Below are 21045 nucleotides of genomic sequence, written 5' to 3' on the forward strand. Positions count from 1 at the left end.
TTCGCAATGCGCGATAAATCGCGCCGCTACGGGTTACTCCTTACAGCACTGCCACAATCGCTTCGCACAGCGCCGACATATTGTCTGGCGTCATTCCCGCGACGTTAACACGTCCCGAATTCACCGCGTAAACCCCAAACTCTTCACGCAGACGCACCACCTGATCTTTGGTCAGGCCGCTGAACGAGAACATGCCGTTCTGCTTGATGATAAAGCTGAAATCCTGCTCTGCGCCGCTTGAGGCCAGCGTGTTAACGAACAGTTGACGCATACGCTGAATACGCTGGCGCATATCGGTCAGTTCCTGCTCCCAAATGGTACGCAGCGCATCATTACCCAGAATGGTCGCCACCACCGCCGCACCGTGGGCCGGTGGGTTAGAGTAGTTAGCGCGAATGCTGTACTTCACCTGGCTGAACGCAGTTTTTGCCACATCGCTATTGGCGGCAACCACCGTCAGGGCACCCACACGTTCGTTATACAGGCCGAAGTTTTTTGAGTATGAGCTGGCAACAATCAACTCCTGATGCGAGGCGGCAAAAATGCGCAGGCCTTCTGCATCTTCATCCAGACCACGGGCAAAGCCCTGATAGGCGAAATCAAACAGCGGCAGCCAGCCATTTGCCTGAGACAGGGCGGCCAGTTGCTGCCATTGCTCGGTTGTTGGATCGATACCGGTTGGGTTGTGACAGCAACCGTGGAACAGCACCACATCACCGGCTTTCGCTTCACGCAGTGACGCAACCATGCCGTCAAAATCCAACGTATGGTTGGCGGCATCGTAATACTGATAATCGCAGACCTCGAGACCCGCAGCGTTGAAGACGTTTTTGTGGTTCGGCCAGCTTGGATTGCTCACCCAGACACGTTTTACGCTGGTCTGATTGGCGAGGAAATCGGCAGCAACGCGTAGTGCGCCGGTACCACCCGGCGTTTGAGCGGTGCAGGCACGCCCAGCGGCAATCAGCGCGCTCTCTTTACCAAACAGCAGTTCCTGCGTGCAACGAGCAAAATCAGCCAGGCCATCAATGCTGAGGTAATTCTTGGTGGTCTCATTTTCCAGCAAGTATTGTTCAGCTTTTTTCACACTGGTGAGCACCGGCGTTTTTCCGGTTTCATCTTTATAAACACCAATGCCAAGGTTGATTTTATTCGGGCGGTCGTCGGCGCGAAACAGGTCGGCCAAACCAAGAATAGGATCGGCGGGTGCGGCAGAGATCGATTCAAACATGAGTCAGGTCCAGTTGCGTGAACTTTAGCGAAATGAGCTATCAGGTTAGCGTCAGTCGGCACCGTTGCCAACCGTTGCGACGAAAAAGAAATAATGCCACGGCTGCGATTAATGCCGCTTATTGCGAAGTGGATCACTGAAAAGCAAAACGGAGCCGTCAGGCTCCGTTTTAAAGGTATTACGCGTTACTAATCGGCAGATTAGAACTGGTAAACCAGACCTACAGCTACGATATCGTCGGTGTTCAGACCCAGCGGGTTGTTGTCATCCAGCAGGTTGATTTTGTAGTCGACGTAGGTAGACATGTTTTTGTTGAAGTAGTAGGTTGCGCCCACTTCAGCGTATTTGTACAGGTCAGCATCGCCGATACCTTCGATGTCTTTGCCTTTAGACTGAACGTAGGCTACAGACGGACGCAGGCCGAAGTCGAACTGGTACTGAGCAACGAATTCCATAACCTGAGTTTTGTTAGCAAAACCGGTTGCACCGTTGTCAACGCTGTTTACGTTGCTGTTAGCAATGTAGGTTGCGTTACGGGTTTCGCTGTACATTGCTGCCAGGTATACGTTGTTCGCGTCATATTTCAGAGCAGTTGCCCACTGCTGAGCTTTGTCGCCGCTGCCGTAGTCCATCTGGTTCTGCGCATTGGTGCGGTCGCTTGAACCATAAGCACCTACGATGCCAACACCGATCGGAGAGGTATAGGAGATTGAAGTACCCCAGCCGTCGCCGTTCGCACGACGCGGATCGTCGGTACGGTCGTTTTTGCCCTGGTACTGAACAGCGAAGTTCAGGCCATCAACCAGACCGAAGAAGTTGCTGTTACGGTAGGTAGCCAGACCGGTAGAACGGCCAGCCAGGAAGTTGTCAGAGTAACCTGAGTCACCGCCGTATTCCGGCAGCATGTCGGTCCAGCCGATTGCGTCGTAAACCACGCCATAGTTACGACCGTAGTCGAAAGAACCTGCGTCAGCGAATTTCAGACCAGCAAAGCCCAGACGGGTTTTGTTGCCAGACTGTGCGTCAGAGCCGCCTTCAGAGTTGTTAGCCTGGATGTTGTATTCCCACTGGCCGTAACCGGTCAGCTGGTCGGTGATCTGAGTTTCACCTTTGAAGCCGAAGCGCACGTAAGACTGGTCGCCATCGTTGCCAGAGTCGTCAGAGAAGTAATGCAGACCATCAACTTTACCGTACAGGTCTAATTTGTTGCCATCTTTGTTGTAGATTTCTGCTGCGTTGGCTGCACCAGCAGCTAACAGAGCAGGGATAACCACTGCAAGAATGTTGCGCTTCATCATTTTTTATTACCCTCATTGGAGTTATTTGGACACCTGCCACTGCCGTCAAGAAACCTTTACGGGAACCTTGAAAGAAGTTTGGTGTCTCCTGTGTCTGCACGCATCTTTCCATCCCGGGGTTGGTAATTCTACCCCGAAAATGCTACTAATCTCGCAATTAGGTATCAAAAAGAAAAATTGTATTACAAAATGTAAATATTCGGGAACTTTGTGAGAGAACTCTAAATTTACAAAAATAAAAAAAGGCCGGCATAGCCGACCTCGTTATATATATGAATTACTTATAATTAATCGCGAATTTTAGAAATTGGCGTTGCGCGGCGTACGTGGGAAGGGGATAACATCCCTTACATTTTGTACACCAGTGACATACGCGATTAATCGTTCGAAACCTAAGCCGAAGCCAGAGTGTGGCACGGTGCCGTAACGACGTAAGTCACGGTACCACCAGTAATCTTCTTTGTTCAGACCCATCTCAGCCAGGCGTGCATCCAGGACATCCAGACGTTCTTCACGCTGTGAACCACCGATGATTTCACCGATGCCAGGCGCCAGGACATCCATCGCAGCCACGGTTTTACCATCGTCATTCATACGCATGTAGAACGCTTTGATATCCTTCGGATAGTTTTTCACCACCACCGGGGCTTTGAAGTGTTTCTCAGCAAGGTAGCGCTCGTGTTCTGACGACAGATCGACACCCCAGGAGACTGGATTTTCGAAGCTCTGGCCGCTTTTCAGCAAAATCTCGATCGCATCGGTGTAGTCCACCTGAGCGAAATCTGCATTAACAAAACGTTCCAGGCGAGAAATCGCATCTTTGTCTACGCGCTCTGCAAAGAACGCCAGGTCATCAGCGCGCTCTTCCAGCACCGCCTTAAACACATACTTAAGCATGGCTTCCGCCAGGGCCGCGGCATCATCCAGTGTCGCGAACGCCACTTCCGGCTCCAGCATCCAGAACTCAGCCAGATGGCGACTGGTGTTGGAGTTTTCAGCACGGAAGGTTGGGCCGAAGGTGTAGATTTTGGACAGCGCACAGGCATAAGTTTCGCCGTTCAACTGGCCGGACACCGTCAGGAAGGCTTCTTTACCAAAGAAGTCTTTGTCGTAATCGACTTTGCCCTGCGGGTCACGCGGCAGGTTTTCCATATCCAGCGTAGAGACGCGGAACATCTCACCGGCACCTTCGGTATCCGAAGCGGTGATCAGCGGCGTGGAAACCCAGAAATAACCGTTTTCATGGAAGAAGCGATGCAACGCCTGCGCCAGGGTGTGACGAGTACGTGCCACCGCGCCAATCAGGTTAGTGCGCGGGCGCAGGTGCGCCACTTCACGCAGGTATTCGATGCTGTGGCGTTTGGCAGCCATCGGATAGGTGTCCGGATCGTCCACCCAGCCCACTACTTCAACCTGAGTGGCTTGCAGTTCAAACGCCTGACCTTCACCCGGCGATTCCACCACTTTGCCGGTCACAATCACCGAGCAGCCCGTGGTCAGACGCAGCACTTCGTCCTGATAATTATTCAGAGAATTATTGACGACAGCCTGAACGGGATTAAAGCAGGAACCGTCATAAACGGCGATAAAGGAAAGACCGGCTTTGGAATCTCTTCGGGTACGCACCCAACCACGTACGGTGACTTCACTGTCAACCGCGACACGGCCGTGCAGTACATCCGCTACAGGCACTACGCTCATAAATATCTCTCTATATATTAGGATGAAGTCAATTTATACATTCCCCATACCGGGGTTTTGCTATGTTACTTACGAGCCATCAGGAAACAAGCAAAATTGCCGGGATACGGGGAGATTTGTTGCAGCACAGCAGGGTACAGGTACCCTGCTGTCGGGTGGTTAGCTAGCTCTTTTCACCAGCGGCAGGTCGAAGGCTTTACGCAGAGCGCGAACGAAGGCTTTATCCTGGCAGATGGTTTTGCCGGGGCTGTCGGAAAGTTTAGCCACCGGCTTGCCGTTGCAGCTCACCAGTTTGATCACGATATTCAGGGGGGTTACGCCTGGAATATCGCAGGTCAGGCGCGTGCCGATACCAAACACCACATTGGCGCGCTGACCAAAGTGACGATACAGCGCCAGCGCTTTGTCCAGATCAAGATTGTCGGAGAACACCAGGGTTTTGCTTTTCGGATCGATATCCAGGCGCTGATAGTGAGCGATGGCTTTCTCCCCCCATTCCACCGGATCGCCGGAATCATGGCGCAATCCCTGATAGCGGTTGGCAAAGCCGGGACCGAAATCGCGTAGGAAGGCATCCATAGTGATGCAATCGGTCAGTGCGATGCCGAGTTGCTCGTCGTACTCATCCAGCCAGGATTGCAGCGCAGCACGCTGGCTATTGGCCAACACCGGGCTGATCTGCTGATGTGCCTGGAACCACTCATGCGCCTGGGTGCCGACCGGGTTAAGTTGCAGACGACGCGCCAGATCATAGTTGCTGGTACCCACCAGCCACGGGAAATCCTGCTTCAGGGTGCTGACGATGGCTTCCTGCACTGGCTGGGAATAGCGGCGACGCGTACCGAAGTCCATCAAATGGAAGCGGGACATATCCAGGTCGCTGACCTGCCGGCGAAAGTCCGTCAACTTTTGTTGCAGGTGATCGACTGCCTGCGCGACACCGATCTGCGGGGTGCGGTGACGGTGCACCAGTTCGCTGATCAGCGCCAGCAACGGCACTTCCCACAGAATCACTTCACGCCACGGACCGCTGATCTGGATGGCGAGTTTGCCGTGATCGTTGCGTACCACGACCTGGCTGGGATCGAAGCGGAAACCGCGCAGCCAGCTGAGATAGTCAGCGTCAAAAAAGGGCAGGGCAGAAAGATAACGATATTCCTCTTCACTCAGGGCGAGAGAGTGCATCGCATCAATATGGGTGCGGAGTTCATCCGTGTAGACGCCGAGTAACTCGGTGCCGCGGCAGCGAAATTCCGCCGTGACCGGGACATCGTAGTAACGATGATATACGGCCTGCTGCATATGAAGCTTGTAGGCATCGGTATCAAGCAGCGTGGTCAAAATCGGGGAAGCGTGTCCTGTCATGGTGCGTTTCAGCATCCTCTTCCGCGGAGCATAGCCCGGTGTTCAACAAAGTCATAAAGACGCAGGAGTATAAAACAGTAATAGACCGCGATCACACCATATTTGCAGGGGGCAGGTCGATGGTCATTTGTGCCATTGTTAATAAATTGTAGCATTTTCTGCTAAGGCACGCATTGTGCGTGGCAAGTGAGGCCCAACCCGCTTAGACTTTGACGGGTATACCTTTTAACGATGCGAGAAGGATTTATGACGCAACAGCCGCAAATAAAATATCGTCACGACTACCGTGCACCCGATTTCACCATCACTGATATCGATTTGACGTTTGACCTTGATGCGGCCACCACGCGCGTCACCGCGGTCAGCCAGGTGAAGCGTTTAGGCAACAGCCAGGCTGAGCTGCGTCTGGATGGGGAAGATTTGACCCTGGTATCACTGGCGGTGGACGGCACTCCGTGGACGCATTATCGCGAAGAAGAGGGCGCGCTGGTGTTGAGCCAGGTGCCAGACACCTTCACCCTGACCATCATCAATGATATCCACCCGGACCAAAACACCGCGCTGGAAGGTTTGTATAAGTCAGGTGAGGCGCTGTGCACGCAATGTGAAGCCGAAGGTTTCCGTCATATCACCTGGTATCTGGACCGCCCGGATGTGCTGGCGCGTTTTACCACCACCATTATCGCCGATGCCGCGCGCTATCCGTATCTGCTCTCCAATGGCAACAAGCTGGAGAGTGGTCGTCATGAAGATGGTCGCCACTGGGTAAAATGGCAGGACCCGTTCCCGAAACCCTGTTATCTGTTTGCGCTGGTCGCTGGTGATTTTGATGTGCTGCGCGACAGCTTTACCACCCGCTCAGGCCGTGATGTGGCGCTGGAGATCTTTGTCGATCGCGGCAACCTTGACCGTGCCGACTGGGCAATGACCTCGCTGAAAAACAGCATGAAGTGGGATGAGGAGCGTTTTGACCTCGAATATGACCTCGATATCTTTATGATCGTCGCGGTGGATTTCTTCAATATGGGCGCGATGGAGAATAAAGGGCTGAACGTCTTTAACTCTAAATACGTGCTGGCGAAAGCGGAAACCGCCACCGACAAAGATTACCTCGGTATTGAAGCGGTGATTGGTCACGAATATTTCCACAACTGGACCGGCAACCGCGTCACCTGCCGTGACTGGTTCCAGCTCAGCCTGAAAGAGGGGCTGACAGTGTTCCGCGATCAGGAGTTCAGCTCAGATCTCGGTTCCCGCGCGGTAAATCGCATCGATAATGTGCGCGTGATGCGCGGCGCGCAGTTCGCTGAAGATGCCAGCCCGATGGCACACCCGATTCGCCCGGATCAGGTCATTGAGATGAACAACTTCTACACCCTGACGGTGTATGAAAAGGGTTCAGAAGTGATTCGCATGATGCACACCCTGCTGGGCGAAGAGAATTTCCAGAAAGGGATGCAGCTCTATTTTGAGCGCCATGATGGTAGCGCGGCGACCTGCGACGATTTCGTGCAGGCGATGGAAGATGCGTCTAATGTTGACCTGTCACAGTTCCGTCGCTGGTATAGCCAGTCCGGTACGCCGGTGCTGACGGTGCGCGATGATTACAACCCGGAGCTGGAGCAATATACGCTGCACGTTACTCAGCACACGCCACCGACCGCCGAGCAGAAAGAGAAGCTGCCGTTACATATCCCGCTGGATATTGAACTGTATGACGGTGAAGGCAAGGTGATCCCGCTGCAACATAATGGTCATCCGGTGCACCATGTGCTGAACGTCACCGAAGAGTTCCAGAGTTTCGTATTCGATAAGGTTTATTTCCAGCCAGTGCCCTCATTGCTGCGCGAATTCTCTGCGCCGGTGAAGCTCGACTATAAATGGAGCGATGCACAACTGACGTTCCTGATGCGTCATGCCCGTAACGACTTTTCCCGCTGGGATGCAGCGCAAAGCCTGCTGGCAACCTATATCCGCCTGAATGTCGCGCGTCATCAACAGGGGCAACCGCTGTCGCTGCCGCTGCATGTGGCTGATGCCTTCCGTGCGGTGTTGCTGGATGAGCAGGGCGATCCGGCGCTGATGGCGCTGATTCTGTCGCTGCCTTCGGAGAATGAAATCGCTGAGTTGTTTGAGGTGATTGACCCGCAGGCCATCGCTGAAGTGCGTGAGGCGCTGGTGCGCACCCTGGCGAAAGAACTGAGTGATGAGTTCCTGGCGGTTTATCGTGCCAATCAGAGCCATGAGTACCAGGTTGAGCATGCGGAAATTGGTAAACGCGCGCTGAAGAACGTCTGCCTGAGCTACCTGGCCTTTGCTGACGTCGAACAGGCTGACAAGCTGGTACAGGCGCAATATCAGCACGCCACCAACATGACTGATGCGCTGGCGGCAATGTCGGCGGCGGTCGCTGCACAACTGCCGTGTCGTGATAGCTTAATGGCGGCCTATGACGAGCGTTGGCATCAGGATGGTCTGGTGATGGACAAATGGTTTGTGCTACAGGCCACCAGTCCGGCGTCTGACGTGCTGAGCAAGGTGCGTGAACTGCTGCATCATCGCTCTTTCACCATGGGTAACCCCAACCGCATTCGTTCGTTGATTGGTGCTTTTGCCTCGGCTAATCCGTCGGCCTTCCATGCCAAAGATGGCAGCGGTTATCAATTCCTGGTGGAGATGCTGACCGATCTCAACACGCGGAACCCGCAGGTTGCTGCGCGCATGATCGAGCCGCTGATTCGTCTGAAGCGTTACGATGCCGGGCGTCAGGCGTTGATGCGTCAGGCGCTGGAGACGTTGAAAGGACTGGATAAGCTGTCTGGCGACCTGTATGAGAAGATCACCAAAGCGTTGAATGCGTAATTAACCGTAGCGGCGCAATAAATTGCGCCGCTACGGGGCGATTATCGCTGTTGTGCAAAGCGTAGTGGCTGTTCGCTGGAGCTACGCTTCATCACCCGATCCAGCACTTCCGCTTCCAGTTCAGCCAGTCGGGCAGAGCCGCGACGGCGTGGACGCGGCAGATCAACCGTTAAATCCAACCCGATTTGTCCTTCTTCAATCAGCAATACCCGATCCGCCATCGCCACCGCTTCGCTGACGTCGTGCGTCACCAGCAACACGGTAAAGTTATGCTGTTGCCACAGCGATTCAATTAATCCCTGCATCTCAATACGCGTTAAGGCGTCCAGCGCACCGAGCGGTTCATCCAGCAGCAGCAGACCGGGACGGTGGATCAACGCACGCGCCAGTGCGACACGCTGTTTCTGCCCGCCGGACAGCGCGGCGGGCCATTCGTTGGCACGCTCCGCCAGGCCCACGGCTGCCAGCGCTTCCAGCGCATTGTCCCGCCAGGCTCGACCTTTTAGCCCAAGCCCGACGTTATCAATCACCTTTTTCCACGGCAGCAGACGCGCATCCTGAAACATCAAACGCGTATCATCGCGCGCCGACGCCAGCGGGGCATTGCCGGCCAGTAATTCGCCTTGCGTGGTGGATTCCAGTCCGGCCAACAGGCGCAGCAGGGTGCTTTTGCCGCATCCGCTGCGGCCCACCACCGCGACGAATTGTCCGGCCGGAATATGCAGATCAATATGGTTCAGGATGGTGCGGTCACCATAGCGTTTGACTACGCCGTTAACGCCCACCGGTGTTCCGCTGTTAAGCCGCGCCGGAGTGAGGGTTGCAGTGCTCATGCGTTAGCCTCCTTCAGTTGATAAGCCGGATGCCAGCGTAGCCAGACGCGCTCCAGCAGTTGGGCCGCGACATCGGCCAGTTTGCCGAGCAGGGCATACAGAATGATGGCGACCACCACCACGTCGGTTTGCAGAAATTCACGCGCGTTCATCGCCAGATAACCAATGCCCGAGTTGGCAGAAATGGTTTCGGCAACGATCAATGTCAGCCACATCAGGCCCAGGGCAAAACGTACCCCCACCATAATAGAGGGGAGGGCACCGGGCAGAATCACCTGAATAAACAGGCTCCAGCCGGAAAGGCCATAACTGCGCGCCATCTCCACCAACCCCCGATCAATATTGCGGATGCCGTGGTAGGTGTTGAGATAGATCGGAAACAGCGTGCCGAGCGCGACGAGGAAAATTTTCGCCGCCTCATCAATGCCGAACCACAGGATCACCAGCGGAATCAGCGCCAGATGCGGCACATTGCGCAGCATCTGCACCGAGGTATCGAGCAGGCGCTCACCCAGACGTGAGGTGCCGGTAATCAGGCCCAGTATCAGCCCGATCGAGCCGCCGATACTGAAACCAATCGCGGCGCGCCAGCCGCTGATGGCGAGGTGCTGCCACAATTCGCCGCTGGCCGAGAGATTCCAGAAGGTGATCAGGATATTCTCCGGCGACGGCAGAATGCGCGTCGATAACAGCCCGGTTTGGGAAGCCAGTTGCCATACCGCGACTAACAGGACCGGCAGCGCCCAGGGCAGCAAGGCATTACTCAGGTGTTTCTTTGTCATGATAGCCTCCTCAACTCTGCGACACTTTTTGCGGCGCGAAGTCATGGGCGACAGCCTCACCACGCGCTTTAATCGTCGACGGCTGCGGGATCTGCGGTATGGCCAGGTCAAGATGCGGGAACAGCAACTCGCCGACGCGATACGCCTCTTCCAGATGGGGATAGCCGGAAAGAATAAAGGTTTCGATACCGAGGTCGGTGTATTCCTGCATACGTGCCGCGATGGTCGGTCCATCGCCGACTAAGGCTGTACCAGCACCACCGCGTACCAGACCGACACCGGCCCACAAATTAGGGCTGATCTCCAGTTTGTCACGGCGTCCACCGTGTAACGCGGCCATGCGCTGCTGACCGACGGAATCGGTGCGGGCTAACGCAGCCTGCGCTTTGGCGATGGTGGCATCATCCAGATGAGCGATCAGCCGGTCGGCGGCACGCCACGCCTCTTCATTGGTTTCACGTACAATCACATGTAAACGGATGCCAAAACGTACCTTGCGCCCCTGGGCTTCTGCTTTCGCGCGGACCTGGGCGATCTTCTCCTTAACCTGGGCGGGCGGTTCACCCCAGGTGAGATAAACATCGACCTGCTCGGCCGCCAAATCCTGAGCTGCATCAGACGATCCACCAAACCACAACGGGGGACGGGGCTGCTGCACCGGTTTAAACATCAGCCGGGCACCGCGCACCTTGACGTGTTTGCCTTCATAATCAACGGTTTCCCCTTCCAGTACGCGCCGCCAGATACGGGTGAATTCAGCCGATTCAGCATAGCGTTCACGGTGATCGAGGAACACGCCATCCCCCGCCAGTTCTTCCGGGTCCCCCCCGGTTACCAGATTAAACAGCGCCCGGCCATTCGACAGGCGATCGAGCGTGGCGGCCTGACGCGCGGCCTGTGTTGGGGAAATCACGCCGGGGCGTAGCGCGACCAGAAAACGCAGACGTTGCGTCACCGGAATCAGCGATGCCGCCACCAGCCAGGCATCTTCACAGGAGCGACCCGTTGGGATTAGCACGCCACCAAAACCGAGGCGATCGGCGGCCTGCGCCACTTGTTGCAAGTAGGCATGGTCTACCGGGCGCGCACCTTGATCGGTGCCAAGATAGTGGCCATCACCGTGGGTCGGGAGAAACCAGAATACGGATACGCTCATTATTCACTCCTTAAGGCTGAGCCGACTGTGGTTGCCAGATGCGATCGGCGATCGTCACTTTTACCGGCATCAAATGGTTGGCATAGAACAGGTCGGCCGTTTGCTGTTGGGCCTGCGCGGTATGGGCGCTGACCGGCGTAATGGTGGTGGGTGGTCGATGGTCGAGATAGCTGGCAATCACCGGCTTGGGCAGACCCATCGCCTGCGCCAACAGGTCGATGCTCTGGTCACGCTGACTACGCGTTAACGCATCGGCCTCACTGAAGGTTTGCAACACCTGCTGCACAAAGTTGCCATTGGCGGCGGTGAATTTACGGGTGGCGAGATAGAAGGAACCGGTTTGATTCAGTTTGCTGCCATCGGCCAACACCCGCACATTGCCCTGTAACAAGGCGGCGGAGTAGTAGGGATCCCAGATCGCCCAGGCATCCACGTCACCCTGCTGAAAAGCGGCGCGAGCATCGGCAGGCGTCAGGTAAGTGGGTTGAGTATCTTTAAAGCTCAGACCGGCCTGCGCCAGTGCGCGTAATAACAGGTTGTGGGAACTGGAACCTTTCTGAAATGCCACTTTGTGGCCTTTCAATTCGGCCACGCTGTGAATCGGGCTATCTTTGGGAACCAGAATCACTTCTGCCTTTGGTTTAGGAGGTTCCGAGCCGACATACAGCAAATCCGCCCCCGCAGCCTGGGCAAAAATGGGCGGGATATCGCCGGTGCTGCCGAGGTCGATACTGCCGACATTCAACGCTTCCAACATCTGTGGTCCGGCGGGGAACTCAATCCACTGAATCTGCGTATGCGGGAAACGTTGCTCCAGCAGCCGATGCGATTTAGCCAGCACCATGCTGACGGACCCTTTTTGATAGCCAATACGAAACTGCGCGGGTGCGTCAGCGGCACAGGTACTCAGGCTTAGCAGCGCGGTAAGGGTTGCGAGCAGCAGACCGGATAGCATCCTTTTCATACTTCTTCCTTTATACAGCTTTAGCAAAGGGTTGGTGGCGGCGATGCAGCGCATGCCAGAAGGTATCCAGTGCTTCATCAATGCGCGCGGCCAGCAACTGATCCAGTTCCGGCTGGCGGTCATAGTGTTGAATCTGGCTGTCATCGGCGAACACACCGTGCAGGACTTCCTGCGCTTTCAGCGCATTGAGTACCGGTTTCAGGGCGTAATCCACTGCCAGCATATGTGCCACGCTGCCGCCGCTTGCCAGTGGCAGCACAACTTTATGTTCCAGGGCGCGCTCCGGTAACAGGTCCAGCAGCGTTTTCAGGGCGCCAGAAAATGAAGCTTTATAAATGGGGGTGGCGACAATCACACCATCTGCCTGCGCCAGATCCTCTTTCAGGGCCTGCAAGGCCGGGGAATCAAAACGCGCATACAACAAATCTTCCGGTTGGAAGTTGTGAATATTCCAGGGAATGACTTCTACGCCGCGAGCTTCCAGCGCCTGCTGGCACAGGCTTAGTAACGCCGTGGAACGGGACGGAAATCGTGGGCTGCCTGCCAGCGTAATAACCCGCATAGTCACTCCTTATAACTGAAAGTTATTGATTATCTGATATTGAGAACTGATGTGGTAATCCTGACAGAGCGGGGGGCAGGGCTTAAATGATTTATCCGGCAATGATAAGCCGGAATCTGCAAATAAACGGTGGGCATCAATATCAGGCGGTGGGGAATCGATACGACAATTCCGAAAACCGCTGAGTCACAAAATTGAAATGATTCGCTCTCTTTAAGCAATGACATGCCGTTGAGTCGATTTATTAGTGTGCAAAAGGATAACAAATGTATCGCTACCCCATTATAAGTGATGTCAGCACCATACCAGGTTGCCACGCCGCTATATTTCCGGTGACACGGCAACTTCTCGTATAAACAACGATGATGCGGTTAACCGCGAGGGTATCAGTTATGTCTGGTTGTATCTCCCGGTATCAATTTAATCAACTCTGTCAAAATCGATACCAATAACAAACAAGGCGATTTTAAATAATTTCTTGTTCTAAATTACAAATGGAAAAATGTCATCCAGGTGAGAAAAATAAACCACAACTCAACGGTGCAAAAATAATAAATAAATACATCATGGCTGATAAACATTATTTCTGATTAGCCCTGGGTCTGGTTGAGAAACGGAACTGTCAAAACCTGCGGCCACTGATTAAGCTAGCGCTAAATGATTCTTGTGATAATGCATTCTGTGCGTTGTGGCGTACAGGGATGTGGTTGCTATTTTTCTTTTTAAAAAGTTCAAAAAGAGAGTGCTTATGTCAGAGAAACAACTGTCCGTTATCATTCCTACTTATAACGTAGAGAAATATATTGTTGAATGTGTGGATTCTCTGTTAGCGCAAATATCCACGCCCAATGAAATCATTATTGTGAATGACGGTTCAACCGATGGTACCCTGGCACTCCTCAATCAACATTATGCCAGTCAACCTCAGATCCAGATTGTTACTGTCCCTAACGGTGGCGCCGGACTGGCGCGCGACAAAGGGATTGAGCTGGCACAAGGGGAGTTTCTGTTCTTCTGCGACCCGGATGACCGTGTGGCACTGGGCCTGGTGCAGGAGTTGCAACAGGTGGCGCAGAGGCATCCCGAGGTGGAGCTGTTCTGCTTCAGCTCGACCACCTTTGACCACGAACAGCCGCAGCGTTGTGCCTCTAAAGTGAAGCATGACCTGGCTGGCCTGCAACCGGCGCAGCAGGTCCTTTCCTCTTTATTACGTAATGGTACCTATACCTCGGCGGCCTGGAACTACATCCTGAAACGCACGGTTGTCGATAATCATCAGCTACGCTTTGAACAACGGGTGCATGAAGATCACTGTTTCAGTCTTGGCGCTTTCCTGAACAGCCGTCAGGCATGGGTGAGCGAGAAAAGCTATTATCAACAACGCGTACGCGTGGGTTCATTAACCAACGGCAGCAAAAATAGCGATTATTTTCTGCAACGTTACCATGCCTTTATGCAGGCGTATCACGATTTAATGACCACGCTGGAAAAAAATACCTGGCGCGATCGGCTTCAAAAAGAATATTTGTTACATTCCTTCCGCTTGATGATTTACCTCTCGTTATATAACCGTACTCCGGTGCCGCATTACGTGATTAATGCTATCCGTTTTCTCGGCCGGGAAATCAAAGCTACCGGGTTTAAAGAGTGGCTTTTATTGAATCAACCCGAGCTGTTTATTCGTCTTCAGAATTACAAAGTGGTAAAGGAGATGAAGAGAATCAGCCTTATTCCGAAAAGTGTTCCGGTGGTTTGATTGCACCAGAAATAAGTGCGAAAGTCATTGCAGGTCTGAGCATTAAGGTTGTTGCGTCATGGCGAAAACACTCGATAAGAGTTTAGTGATTAATATTTTATCTTTACTGGCCTATCGGGGAGCGTCCTTTCTCTTCCCATTAGTCACCTTGCCCTATCTGGCGCGTATTTTGGGCGTCAACCAAATGGGGGTACTGGCGCTGGCGATTGCCTGCGTGATGTATTGCAGCACCATTTCAGACTGGGGTTTTAACGTTTATACCACCAAGGATATTGCCCACCATCGTGAAGATAAAACGCGGGTGACGCAAATCTTCTGGTCAACCTTCAACGCCAAATTACTGTTAATGCTGTCCACCAGTGGCGTGCTGCTGCTGACGACCTGGCTCAATCCAGGCTGGCATTATCTGTTCTGGGTAGTGTTGGCGAATTGCACCACGCTGCTCGGTTCACTGTTCTCCTTTGGTTGGTTGATGCAGGGGTTCGAAAAACTGGGCAAAACAGCGGTGATCGCCACCTTTGGTAACTTCTGCGCCATCCCACTGACCTTCCTGTTGGTGAAAACCCCGGACGATACCTGGCTGGCAGCGTTGATCCCGGGTGTGGTGTCAATGATCAGCGCATTGATTACCCTTCGATTTGTATTGATGATGAAGGTGATTGGTCGCTATCGTTTCGAACCCAGCGAAATCAAGCAACGTCTGAAAGATAGCGTGCACGTTTTTATTGCTATCGCGGGTGCCAACCTGTTTAACAGCGTCAACGTGGTGATCCTGGCGGCATTCACCTCGCATTATGCGATTGGTATCTATAACGGGGCTGATCGGCTGCGTAAGGCGGCAAATTCGGTGCCGGAGCAGATTGGCAATGCATTTTTCCCCCGGGTCAGTTATCTGTTTGCCCGCGATAAAGCGGCGGCGATTGCGGCGACGCGCAAAAGTTTGCTGATCTCGTTCCTGCTCAGCCTCGGTATTGTGATCTTTACCTGGTTCTTCGCCGATGACGTGGTGCGCATTCTACTGGGTCAGGAGTTTGTGGCCTCGGCTGACGTGCTGCGCGTGTTTGTGCTGTGTTTCCTGTTTGGCAACATTGCTTATCCGGCGGGGTTGCAGGTGTTGATCCCCCACGGTCTGGCTCGTCAGCGTATGCTGGTGATGTTGGGACCGGGAATTATTAATATCCCGGTTTGTGCGTTTCTTGCCTGGAAATATGGGGCGATTGGCGCAGCCTGGTCGATGGTGATTGCTGAATTCCTCGTCTGCGTGGGGATTTTCTGGGTGATGGCGCGGCACGGTATTTTGCGCGAATACCTGCATAATTCACCGTCTACCCGCACAGCGATTAAAGATACCGCAAGTGAATGATGATGCAGGTCAATCTGACCTGCGTTTCCTCGCGCTGCAATTTACTTTTGTGCCAGAGGCCTTTACCATTCTGGCGCACATTTTCCCGTGCACCCCGACTTTCACGAAGCTTCCGCCATTCAGGAGAGTGCATGTTATATCCTATCATCCGGCCGGCGCTGTTTAAGCTCGATCCAGAGCGTGCGCACGAACTTACCTTTCAACAATTGCGTTTTATCAGCGGCACCCCGCTGGAAGGGTTTATCCGCCAGTCGTTACCTGCGCGTCCGGTGAACTGCATGGGGCTGACCTTTCCTAATGCTTTGGGGCTGGCAGCCGGTCTTGATAAAAATGCCGAATGTATTGATGCCTTTGGTGCTATGGGCTTTGGCTTTGTCGAAGTGGGCACCGTGACACCCCGCGCGCAACCCGGTAATGACAAACCGCGTATGTTCCGCCTGGTGGAAGCGGAAGGCATAATTAACCGCATGGGATTTAATAATCTGGGTGTCGATCACCTGGTTGAGAACGTTAAAAAGGCGCGTTTTAAAGGAATCCTTGGTATCAATATTGGTAAAAATAAAGATACGCCAGTTGAACAAGGTAAAGACGATTATCTGATCTGCATGGAAAAGGTGTATGCCCATGCCGGTTATATTGCCATCAATATTTCGTCACCTAACACGCCAGGATTACGCACACTGCAATATGGTGAAGCGCTGGATGATCTGCTGTCAGCGATCAAATTAAAGCAAAAAGAGTTGCAGGAACGGCACCTTAAATATGTTCCCGTCGCGGTGAAGATCGCGCCGGATCTTTCTGAAGAGGAATTGATCCAGGTGGCAGACAGTTTAGTGCGTCATGAAATTGATGGTGTGATTGCCACCAATACCACGCTGGACCGCTCACTGGTGGCCGGGCTGAAATACAGTGAAGAAGCCGGTGGTTTAAGTGGTCGTCCGGTACAAACACGCAGCACCGAAATCATTCGCCGCCTGTCGCAGGAACTGCAAGGCCGTCTGCCTATTATTGGTGTGGGTGGTATTGATTCGCTGGTGGCCGCGCGTGAAAAAATCGCCGCCGGTGCCACGCTGGTCCAGATATACTCCGGATTCATTTATAAAGGACCTGGTTTAATTAAAGATATCGTGACCCACCTCTAAGACATTTCCCACATTCCCGCGCCAGGGGGTTTATTTATCCCTCTGGCTCGTTTATATTTTGTTCTGCTGATGCATTTTTCAGCTTTTCCTTAGCGTTATTTTTCTTTGCTGTGAACCGCAATTTTGCGCAGCGATAAACCACAGGGCACATCATGAAAATCAAACCCGATGACAACTGGCGTTGGTATTTTGACGCGGAGCATGACCGGATGATGCTTGATCTGGCTGATGGCATGTTATTTCGCTCGCGCTTCTCACGCAAAATGCTGACGCCAGATGCCTTTAATGAAAGCGGTTTTTGCGTGGATGATGCCGCGCTTTATTTTACCTTTGAAGAACGTTGTCGTCTGAGCGGATTAAAAGGCGATCAACGTGCCGAGCTGGTATTAAATGCGCTGGTTGCCAGTCGTTTTCTAAAACCGCTGATGCCAAAAAGTTGGCACTTTACCAGCCATGCTCACAGCTGGCAGCCTGCTGCGGGTGATATGGTGGCGGTGACGTTGGCCGATAGCGGTGAGCAGGCACAATTGCTGGTGGTGGAGAGTGGTGAGAATGCGGCGCTGTGTTTGCTGGCACAACATGCGCTAACCGTGGCGGGTAAAGGTATGGTGTTGGGTGATGCGATTAAAGTGATGAACGATCGCCTGCAACCTTGTCAGCAGGAATCATCCGCCCCGTTTGCCAGGGCGGTATAACGCGTTACGCCAGTTCAATATCGCCAGCGGGAATACAACTACAACTCAGAATGGTGCCATCCTGACGTACGGCACTTTTCTTCAATGCTTTCACTTCCCCCGATACCAGCGTCATTTTGCAGCTGCCGCATATCCCGGCACGGCAGGAGTAGGGGATACGAAAGCCCTGCATCTCCAGCTGCTCCAGTAAGACTTGCTGATTGTCGCCGGCGAAGGCACTGCCCTGATAACCAATGGTGACAGGGCTGGTCGGGCTGGCGGTGGTTGCCAGTGTTTCCACGACCTGACCAGCACCATAGGCGCGAGCCGGTTGTTTCTCCACAATGGTGACGGGATCGCCCACCCGGATCACACCGCTGTTGAGCGCAATTAAATTCAGACCGAAATCAATGTCGCCACTGCCATCCTGCGCGCTGCGGAAACGTTGCAGGGTTGCCAGTGGTTCACCCTGCGGATGTTTCTGGCCACTTTCTGTTCCCACCGTGGTGAAGACACAGCGACTACAGGGCTTCGGCATCTCAAAGGTGATATCGCCAATTTTCAGGGTCTTCCAGCTATCTTCTTCCCATGCCTGCGCGCCACTGACCACCAGGTTAGGGCGGAACTGTTCCACGCGCACGCTGGCGGGGCAGCGTTGTTGCAGATCCTGCAATGACGCCATGTTTACCAGCAGATAAGGAAAACCATCGGCGAAGCTGAGTGGCACCTGGTCAAAGCGTTTAACGCGCCGGGTCGGTTGGGAACCGGTCCAGCGTAGCTGCACCGGGCGCGGAAAAAAGCCGCTCAGCCATTGGTTGATCGCATCCGGGGCAACACGAGAAGTAAAGTGATTACCCCATACTTCGGTGGGCGCATCATCGGCGGCAAAATCGGTGAAGCGAATCAGCGCCTGGCTGCCATCGGGTGCCTGTAAAAACAGGCCGTCCGGCAACAGCGCCGGGGTGAAGCGCACCATCTCCGGGTACTGGCGAGCTGTGATAAAGGTGCCATCGGTTTCGGTGACCATAAAGATGCGATCAAATCCCAGGCCGCTATCCAGCACCTGGGCATGCGACAACTGAAGACCGCGCATCGATTTAACCGGATGGATATATAGACGGGACAACGTAATCATCACCACTCCCTGAAAGCCGTCATGCAGGACAAAAAGAAGCTAACTTTAGGACATAGGACGCTGATTCGCTATAATGCGCAACAATTTTATCAAGGGTATAAGTGACGATATGAATTCTCTGTTTGCCAGTACGGCGCGTGGGCTCGAAGAGCTGTTGAAAACTGAGCTGGACGCGCTGGGTGCGCAGGATTTGCAGGTGGTGCAGGGCGGGGTGCATTTTGAGGCCGATGACCGCGTGATGTACCAAAGCCTGCTGTGGAGCCGTCTGGCTTCGCGTATTTTACTGCCGCTGGGAGAATTCGGCGTCTGGAGCGATCTCGATCTGTATGTCGGCGCCCAGAGTATTCCGTGGTGTGACATCTTCGACAGCAACACCAGCTTCGCCATCCACTTCAGTGGCACCAACGAGGTGATCCGCAACAGCCAGTTTGGTGCGCTGCGTATCAAAGACGCCATTGTTGACAGCTTTACGCGACAGAATCTGCCGCGCCCGAATGTGGATCGTGAACAGCCGGGCATTCGTATCAATGCCTGGCTGAATAAAGATCGCGTCAGCATTGCGCTGGATCTGAGCGGTGATGCGCTACATCAGCGTGGTTATCGCCAGCAAACCGGCCAGGCGCCATTGAAAGAGAATCTGGCGGCGGCGATCGTGATGCGTTCTGGTTGGCAAAAGGATACGCCACTGATTGATCCAATGTGTGGTTCCGGCACCCTGTTGATTGAAGCGGCGTTGATTGCCTGCGATCGCGCGCCAGGCCTGTTGCGTTCGCGCTGGGGCTTTACTGACTGGAAAAAACATAATCAACCGCTGTGGCAGGAGCTGCGTAGCGAAGCGCAACAGCGCGCACGCACGGGTACGGCAGCGACCGGTGCGCGTTTCTTTGGTTATGACAATGATGGTCGTGTGCTGGAGTGGGCGCGTGCCAACGCGCGTCGTGCCGGTGTGGCCGATCTCTTCACCTTTGCGCAACAGGATGTCCTGAAGCTGAGCAATCCGTTGCCGCCGGAGGTGACCGGTACGGTGTTGAGTAACCCACCGTATGGTGAGCGTCTGGAGAGCGAACCGGCGCTGATTGCGTTGCACAGCCAGTTAGGCCGCATCATGAAGCAGAAGTTTGGTGGCTGGAACCTGTCGTTATTCAGCGCCTCACCCGAGCTGCTGAGCTGCCTGTCGCTGCGTGCCGACCGTCAATTTAAAGCGAAAAACGGCCCGCTCGAGTGCGTGCAGAAAAATTATCAGCTGGCGGCCAGCAGTGGTGAAGGTACCGCGCAGATCGCGGAAGATTACGCTAACCGCTTGCGCAAGAACCTGAAAAAACTGGAGAAGTGGGCGCGCCAGTCGAACATCGATTGTTATCGTCTTTACGATGCCGATCTGCCGGAATATAACGTGGCGGTGGATCGCTATGCCGATTGGGTGGTGATTCAGGAATACGCAGCGCCGAAAACCGTGGATGCCAACAAGGCGCGTCAACGCCTGTTCGACGTGATCAGCGCCACGCTTAGCGTGCTGGAGATCCCGGCGAACCGTCTGGTGCTGAAAACCCGTGAGCGTCAAAAAGGCAAAAACCAGTATCAGAAGCTGGCGGAGAAGGGCAACTTCTTTGAAGTGCAGGAATTTGATGCCCGTTTCCTGGTTAACCTCACCGATTATCTCGATACCGGCCTGTTCCTCGATCACCGCATCGCGCGTCAGATGCTGGGTAAAATGAGCCAGGGCAAAGATTTCCTGAACCTGTTCTCGTACACCGGCAGCGCCAGTGTCCATGCTGGTCTGGGTGGGGCTAAATCCACCACCACGGTGGATATGTCGCGTACCTATCTGGAATGGGCTGAGCGCAACTTGCGCCTCAACGGGCTGACGGGCCGCCAGCATCGCCTGATGCAGGCCGATTGCCTGAGCTGGTTGCGTGACAGCAACGAACAGTTTGACTTGATCTTCATCGATCCGCCGACCTTCTCCAACTCGAAGCGTATGGAAGACGATTTTGACGTGCAGCGCGATCACCTGATGCTGATGCAAAACCTGAAGCGTCTGCTGCGTCGTGGCGGTACCATTATGTTTTCCAACAATAAACGCGGCTTCAAAATGGATCTTGATGGTTTGCAGCGTCTGGGCTTGCAGGCGCAGGAAATCACTCAGAAGACCCAGTCGCAGGATTTTGCCCGTAATCACATTCACAACTGCTGGCTGGTCAGCCACGCCGGTAAGGAATAA

The 21045-nt window shown here is 53.9% G+C and carries 16 protein-coding genes; 6 read left to right on the forward strand and 10 right to left on the reverse strand.

The window, feature by feature from the left end:
• Positions 1-40 precede the first annotated feature (40 nt).
• From AC6I8R_RS06925 to pncB, 4 genes are all read right to left on the reverse strand, one after another.
• Complete coding sequence (locus AC6I8R_RS06925; protein ID WP_021182620.1) at positions 41-1231, reverse strand: amino acid aminotransferase; 1191 nt, start codon at positions 1229-1231, stop codon at positions 41-43.
• A 200-nt stretch (positions 1232-1431) separates the two neighbouring features.
• Positions 1432-2529 carry a porin OmpF gene (gene ompF / locus AC6I8R_RS06930; RefSeq protein WP_415174082.1) on the reverse strand — a complete coding sequence of 366 codons (1098 nt, stop codon included), beginning with the start codon at positions 2527-2529 and terminating at the stop codon, positions 1432-1434.
• Between the two features lie 300 nt (positions 2530-2829).
• Positions 2830-4230, reverse strand: a complete 1401-nt coding sequence (gene asnS, locus AC6I8R_RS06935; RefSeq protein WP_021182622.1) for an asparagine--tRNA ligase — start codon at positions 4228-4230, stop codon at positions 2830-2832.
• A 159-nt stretch (positions 4231-4389) separates the two neighbouring features.
• Entirely contained in the window at positions 4390-5610 is a 1221-nt protein-coding gene (gene pncB, locus AC6I8R_RS06940; RefSeq protein ID WP_021182623.1) for a nicotinate phosphoribosyltransferase, read from the reverse strand.
• 231 nt (positions 5611-5841) lie between these two features.
• Between pncB and pepN the strand changes: the two genes are divergently transcribed.
• Positions 5842-8457 (forward strand): aminopeptidase N, encoded by a 2616-nt coding sequence (gene pepN, locus AC6I8R_RS06945; RefSeq protein WP_415175267.1) that lies wholly within the window; start codon positions 5842-5844, stop codon positions 8455-8457.
• A 41-nt stretch (positions 8458-8498) separates the two neighbouring features.
• Here pepN and ssuB read toward each other — a convergent pair whose 3' ends face one another.
• Genes ssuB through ssuE form a run of 5 tightly spaced genes read right to left on the reverse strand, consistent with a single transcriptional unit; the run spans position 8499 to position 12754 of the window.
• Complete coding sequence (ssuB, locus tag AC6I8R_RS06950; RefSeq protein ID WP_208725134.1) at positions 8499-9290, reverse strand: aliphatic sulfonates ABC transporter ATP-binding protein; 792 nt, start codon at positions 9288-9290, stop codon at positions 8499-8501.
• Complete coding sequence (gene ssuC / locus AC6I8R_RS06955) at positions 9287-10072, reverse strand: aliphatic sulfonate ABC transporter permease SsuC (RefSeq protein WP_021182626.1); 786 nt, start codon at positions 10070-10072, stop codon at positions 9287-9289. Before ssuC ends, ssuB begins: the two co-directional genes overlap by 4 nt.
• A 10-nt stretch (positions 10073-10082) precedes the next feature.
• Positions 10083-11228 carry an FMNH2-dependent alkanesulfonate monooxygenase gene (gene ssuD / locus AC6I8R_RS06960; RefSeq protein WP_415175269.1) on the reverse strand — a complete coding sequence of 382 codons (1146 nt, stop codon included), beginning with the start codon at positions 11226-11228 and terminating at the stop codon, positions 10083-10085.
• A 10-nt stretch (positions 11229-11238) separates the two neighbouring features.
• On the reverse strand, positions 11239-12192 hold the full coding sequence (locus AC6I8R_RS06965; protein ID WP_497832054.1) for a sulfonate ABC transporter substrate-binding protein: 954 nt from the start codon (positions 12190-12192) through the stop codon (positions 11239-11241).
• Between the two features lie 10 nt (positions 12193-12202).
• On the reverse strand, positions 12203-12754 hold the full coding sequence (ssuE, locus tag AC6I8R_RS06970; protein WP_021182629.1) for an NADPH-dependent FMN reductase: 552 nt from the start codon (positions 12752-12754) through the stop codon (positions 12203-12205).
• 748 nt (positions 12755-13502) lie between these two features.
• Between ssuE and AC6I8R_RS06975 the strand changes: the two genes are divergently transcribed.
• From AC6I8R_RS06975 to AC6I8R_RS06990, 4 genes are all read left to right on the forward strand, one after another.
• Complete coding sequence (locus AC6I8R_RS06975; protein ID WP_497832055.1) at positions 13503-14510, forward strand: glycosyltransferase family 2 protein; 1008 nt, start codon at positions 13503-13505, stop codon at positions 14508-14510.
• Between the two features lie 58 nt (positions 14511-14568).
• Positions 14569-15873, forward strand: coding sequence for a flippase (locus AC6I8R_RS06980; protein WP_021182631.1), 1305 nt, complete (start codon positions 14569-14571; stop codon positions 15871-15873).
• A 131-nt stretch (positions 15874-16004) separates the two neighbouring features.
• Positions 16005-17015, forward strand: a complete 1011-nt coding sequence (gene pyrD, locus AC6I8R_RS06985) for a quinone-dependent dihydroorotate dehydrogenase (RefSeq protein ID WP_208725140.1) — start codon at positions 16005-16007, stop codon at positions 17013-17015.
• A 152-nt stretch (positions 17016-17167) separates the two neighbouring features.
• Complete coding sequence (locus AC6I8R_RS06990) at positions 17168-17710, forward strand: cell division protein ZapC (RefSeq protein ID WP_021182633.1); 543 nt, start codon at positions 17168-17170, stop codon at positions 17708-17710.
• A gap of 4 nt (positions 17711-17714) precedes the next feature.
• Here AC6I8R_RS06990 and AC6I8R_RS06995 read toward each other — a convergent pair whose 3' ends face one another.
• Positions 17715-18824, reverse strand: coding sequence for a YcbX family protein (locus tag AC6I8R_RS06995; RefSeq protein WP_021182634.1), 1110 nt, complete (start codon positions 18822-18824; stop codon positions 17715-17717).
• A 109-nt stretch (positions 18825-18933) separates the two neighbouring features.
• On the opposite strand from AC6I8R_RS06995, the gene rlmKL reads away from it, so the two are divergent.
• On the forward strand, positions 18934-21045 hold the full coding sequence (gene rlmKL, locus AC6I8R_RS07000; RefSeq protein ID WP_021182635.1) for a bifunctional 23S rRNA (guanine(2069)-N(7))-methyltransferase RlmK/23S rRNA (guanine(2445)-N(2))-methyltransferase RlmL: 2112 nt from the start codon (positions 18934-18936) through the stop codon (positions 21043-21045).

This window comes from Pantoea sp. X-Soil-OKNW-713, assembly GCF_059730685.1.

Excerpts from the sequence above, each read along its gene's own strand:
- pncB (WP_021182623.1), bottom strand. The coding sequence starts at position 5,610 with ATGCTGAAACGCACCATGACAGGACACGCTTCCCCGATTTTGACCACG.
- AC6I8R_RS06980 (WP_021182631.1), top strand. The coding sequence starts at position 14,569 with ATGGCGAAAACACTCGATAAGAGTTTAGTGATTAATATTTTATCTTTA.
- AC6I8R_RS06965 (WP_497832054.1), bottom strand. The coding sequence starts at position 12,192 with ATGAAAAGGATGCTATCCGGTCTGCTGCTCGCAACCCTTACCGCGCTG.
- ompF (WP_415174082.1), bottom strand. The coding sequence starts at position 2,529 with ATGATGAAGCGCAACATTCTTGCAGTGGTTATCCCTGCTCTGTTAGCT.
- AC6I8R_RS06990 (WP_021182633.1), top strand. The coding sequence starts at position 17,168 with ATGAAAATCAAACCCGATGACAACTGGCGTTGGTATTTTGACGCGGAG.
- ssuD (WP_415175269.1), bottom strand. The coding sequence starts at position 11,228 with ATGAGCGTATCCGTATTCTGGTTTCTCCCGACCCACGGTGATGGCCAC.
- AC6I8R_RS06975 (WP_497832055.1), top strand. The coding sequence starts at position 13,503 with ATGTCAGAGAAACAACTGTCCGTTATCATTCCTACTTATAACGTAGAG.
- asnS (WP_021182622.1), bottom strand. The coding sequence starts at position 4,230 with ATGAGCGTAGTGCCTGTAGCGGATGTACTGCACGGCCGTGTCGCGGTT.
- ssuE (WP_021182629.1), bottom strand. The coding sequence starts at position 12,754 with ATGCGGGTTATTACGCTGGCAGGCAGCCCACGATTTCCGTCCCGTTCC.
- pepN (WP_415175267.1), top strand. The coding sequence starts at position 5,842 with ATGACGCAACAGCCGCAAATAAAATATCGTCACGACTACCGTGCACCC.
- ssuB (WP_208725134.1), bottom strand. The coding sequence starts at position 9,290 with ATGAGCACTGCAACCCTCACTCCGGCGCGGCTTAACAGCGGAACACCG.
- ssuC (WP_021182626.1), bottom strand. The coding sequence starts at position 10,072 with ATGACAAAGAAACACCTGAGTAATGCCTTGCTGCCCTGGGCGCTGCCG.
- AC6I8R_RS06925 (WP_021182620.1), bottom strand. The coding sequence starts at position 1,231 with ATGTTTGAATCGATCTCTGCCGCACCCGCCGATCCTATTCTTGGTTTG.
- pyrD (WP_208725140.1), top strand. The coding sequence starts at position 16,005 with ATGTTATATCCTATCATCCGGCCGGCGCTGTTTAAGCTCGATCCAGAG.
- AC6I8R_RS06995 (WP_021182634.1), bottom strand. The coding sequence starts at position 18,824 with ATGATTACGTTGTCCCGTCTATATATCCATCCGGTTAAATCGATGCGC.
- rlmKL (WP_021182635.1), top strand. The coding sequence starts at position 18,934 with ATGAATTCTCTGTTTGCCAGTACGGCGCGTGGGCTCGAAGAGCTGTTG.